Source organism: uncultured Muriicola sp. (assembly GCF_947258935.1).
In the GTDB taxonomy this organism is placed as follows: domain Bacteria; phylum Bacteroidota; class Bacteroidia; order Flavobacteriales; family Flavobacteriaceae; genus Muriicola.
Genome location: NZ_CAMYKH010000124.1, coordinates 1 through 3,424, shown reverse-complemented (window position 1 = coordinate 3,424; position 3,424 = coordinate 1). Strand labels below are relative to the sequence as shown.

The following is a 3,424-nucleotide window of genomic DNA, read 5'->3' as shown; positions in this document are numbered from 1 at the left end:
AGAAAAAGTAACACAGCTTTATCTTAATATAAAAAAGGATAGGAGGCATGCCCATTTAGAAATTTTATCGAAAGGCTGGTCTTCAAAGCGAGTTTTCGACGACTGGGGGATGGGGTATTTAGAAATGAAGGATGTGAAAATTGGTAAAAAAGAGGACCTTGTTATTACTGCCATGAATGAACTCACAAACATTTCTGTCAAAAATGATTTTACATTAAAGGTTTTTTGGTATAATGTACATGCCCTATTGACCGAAACTAAATTTTATAAAACACTTTAGGGAGCTAAGGTGTTATTGGTTGAGTCCTGCTATACAACGGTCTAATATAAGTTCAATGGTTATAATATAGTAATCTAAATACTATGAAGGTTTATCAGCTTACCTATCGTTCAGAAGCCATACCTGAGATCAGCGCCAAAGAAATTGAGGACATTCTTGATGAAGCTAAAACTCATAATTCACCAAATGGTATTACGGGCTGTTTAGTTTATCATAATGGGAATTTCATTCAGTTACTTGAGGGGGAGGAAGAAAAAGTTTTAGAGATTTACAGTTATATAAAAACTGATAAAAGGCATCAAAATCCTCATGTCATATCTAAAGGATGGGGCAAGGAACGGGTATTTAAAGATTGGAACATGGCGTATATTGATATGGCAGAATTAAAAGTTGGTGATAAAGAAAAACTTTTAAAAATGTCAGTTGATGAGCTGACAGCCATGTCTGATGAAAATAATTATACTTTGAATCTCTTTTGGTATAATATATTTATTTTGTTGAACGAATAATCTAATTTTTATCGATCCTGATAATCCTGTATACATTCTGCAGGAAATGATAAAAAAACACCGTTTTTTATAAGAAAATATTTTATAAGGGTGTACTCAATATTCCATAAAACGATTTGATCCCATAGGCGATCTGCCCTATGCGAAGGTTTTCATTGGGGCTGTGCTGATTGTTGTCAGGGTTTACCATAGGGACAATGAAGGCAGGGATCTGCAGTTCATTTATAAAGGGAGCTATAGGTACTGTTCCACCCATTATTCGTATTTGTACTACCGGTTCCTCATAAGTGTCCCCCAGGGTACGCACTAAAAATTTCCCATATTCATTGCTCAGATCTGTTCGGAATGCATCTGTAACAGAGCCTTCCCTAAGGGTGAGAATTTTTTGATGTGCCATTCGCTCCTCATAAGTGGGGATAGAATCCGTAATATAAAATCCTGCTTTTTCAATATAGGACCTTAGCAGGTTCTTAAGCCTGGCTCCTTTGGTTTCCGGTACCAGCCTGAGATCTAACTCGGCAGTGGCCGTTGCCGGGACTATGGTCCTCGCCTTTTCGCCAATCCAGGCCGATCCTAAACCTCTTATATTCAAAGAAGGATATTGCAATGATTCCTGATAAAAGCCACCTACTTTATCTGGCGTGTTAATAGCAAGATGTTCGTTAATAGCAGTGGCATCATCTGGTACACTTTTAAGGATCTCCATGGTACCGGTATCTATGGTGATCCCATCATAATATCCCGGGATGGTTACCCTGCCAGAGGCATCTTTCATTCCTGCCAGAAGTTGTGCTAGTTGAAATCCCGGATTGGGAGCGTAATTGCCATAATGCCCGCTGTGTTGCGGATATTCTGGTCCGTAAGTAGTTAAGCTTACCGAAGTAATCCCTCTGCATCCATACACCACGGTTGGTTTTCCTGAAGCATGAACCGGTCCGTCGTTGATCACCAGGAAATTGGCCTCTAGAAGGTCCTTGTATATCTTTACCGCTTTTGGCAATGGTTTACTGCTTTTCTCTTCTTCCCCATCCAAGATCACTTTTACATTAAAGGTGATCTGCTTATTCTCTTTTTTTAATAGATCGATGGCATTGAGAAACATTACTATCGGGCCCTTGTCATCTGAAGTTGATCGGCCAAAAAGTCGCCAATCGTAGTTGATGTCATCTTTTAAATCCTCAAAGGATTTCGTTGTAAAACCATCTCCTTCCGGGGCCTTTAAAACCACTTTATATGGGTTGGGCTGATTCCATTTTGAGGGATCTACAGACTGACCATCAAAATGCATATAGAAAAGAATGGTAGGTTTTTCATCTACCATGGGTAGTGCAGCAAAGAATAAAGACTGTCCTTCAGTTGGTAATACAGAGGTATTAAAACCCCGTTTGTTGAATTCTTGAGTTAGCCAACTCAGGTTGCGGTTTATATCGGCAGTTTCAAGAGCATCGTTTGGAATGGCAACAAATTGCACCAATTCATCAATGGCATGTCTTACTTGTGATTTTAAAGCAATATCGGCCTGTGGATAGGCCATTGTCCCAATACAAAAAATGGTAATGAGTGTAAAAAGCTTCTTCATGATATCAAGGATCTATTATGGAATAAATGTAAACATTTCTCAACTCCTATAGCTTAGGGGTTCTTAATTTAATAATGACTACTCTAAGCAATAACAAAAATGGCGTGCTGTGCATTAAGAGATCGAACCAGTCCATAAAAGCCATTCCAGTGGCACCGCCTGCTACCCATTTAATTTTGCCCCAGATATGAGGTTCAGGAAAATAAGGCGCAAGGCCCAGGGTAAGGCAGAGCAAGAGCACTAATTTCCAGTTATCCAGAAGGTTCATATTGATCTTTTTATAGATGCGACAAAAGAGTTGATTCCCTGAGTTCCCTTTTCGGTTAGCATTTTAATAAAGGCCGAACCTATGATTGCTCCCTTGGCATGCGCGGTGGCCTGTTGAAAAGTTTGGGCATTGCTGATCCCAAATCCTACGATTTGTGGGTTTTTTAGGCCCATATTCGCAATCCGCTTAAAGTAAGAGTGTTGTTCTTCCCCGAATCCTGTTTTGGCGCCGGTGGTACTGGCAGAGCTCACCATATAGATAAATCCGTTGGAACCCTGGTCTATCTGATGGATCCGCGCATCACTTGTCTGTGGGGTTATGAGGAATATATTGAGCAGACCATGAGATTTAAAGATGGCTTCGTATTCCTCTTGATACACATCGAGAGGGAGATCTGGTAAGATGATCCCATCTATTCCTATTTCTTCACATTTCTTGCAAAAAGCCTCCACTCCATATTGCAAAACCGGATTAAAATACCCCATTATGACCAGCGGAATAGACACCTTTTTTCGCACATCCTTTAATTGTTTAAACAATACGTCTGTGCGCATCCCATTCTTTAATGCGGCTGTTGAACTCGCCTGAATGGTGGGCCCGTCTGCCAAAGGATCACTAAATGGCAGTCCAATCTCTATCATGTCTACACCTGCCTTTTCTAAGGCCATGATGATAGGTTCGGTATCCTCCAGCCGGGGATATCCGGCCGTGAAATAAATGGATAGAAGTTTTTTATCCTCTTTAAGTTTTTGTTGAATTCTGTTCATCCTTTTTTTACTGCGTTTAGT

5 protein-coding genes are annotated in these 3,424 nt (G+C 40.1%); 2 read left to right on the top strand and 3 right to left on the bottom strand.

The genetic code is table 11. From position 1 onward, the window contains the following. The coding region (locus tag Q0X72_RS13420) for a BLUF domain-containing protein (protein WP_297766434.1) at positions 1 to 280 on the top strand (280 nt) is incomplete at its 5' end. An 83-nt stretch (positions 281 to 363) separates the two neighbouring features. After that, complete coding sequence (locus Q0X72_RS13415) at positions 364 to 789, top strand: BLUF domain-containing protein (RefSeq protein ID WP_297766432.1); 426 nt, start codon at positions 364 to 366, stop codon at positions 787 to 789. Positions 790 to 871: 82 nt separating this feature from the next. On the opposite strand, the gene Q0X72_RS13410 is transcribed toward Q0X72_RS13415, so the two are convergent. From Q0X72_RS13410 to trpA, 3 genes are read right to left on the bottom strand one after another with little or no spacing between them, the layout of a single operon-like run. Next, positions 872 to 2,368 carry a M20/M25/M40 family metallo-hydrolase gene (locus tag Q0X72_RS13410; RefSeq protein WP_297766429.1) on the bottom strand — a complete coding sequence of 499 codons (1,497 nt, stop codon included), beginning with the start codon at positions 2,366 to 2,368 and terminating at the stop codon, positions 872 to 874. Between the two features lie 46 nt (positions 2,369 to 2,414). Continuing rightward, positions 2,415 to 2,636, bottom strand: a complete 222-nt coding sequence (locus tag Q0X72_RS13405; RefSeq protein ID WP_297766427.1) for a hypothetical protein — start codon at positions 2,634 to 2,636, stop codon at positions 2,415 to 2,417. Next, complete coding sequence (gene trpA, locus Q0X72_RS13400; RefSeq protein WP_297766437.1) at positions 2,633 to 3,403, bottom strand: tryptophan synthase subunit alpha; 771 nt, start codon at positions 3,401 to 3,403, stop codon at positions 2,633 to 2,635. The genes Q0X72_RS13405 and trpA overlap by 4 nt, the downstream gene beginning before the upstream one ends. Between the last annotated feature and the right edge of the window lie 21 nt (positions 3,404 to 3,424).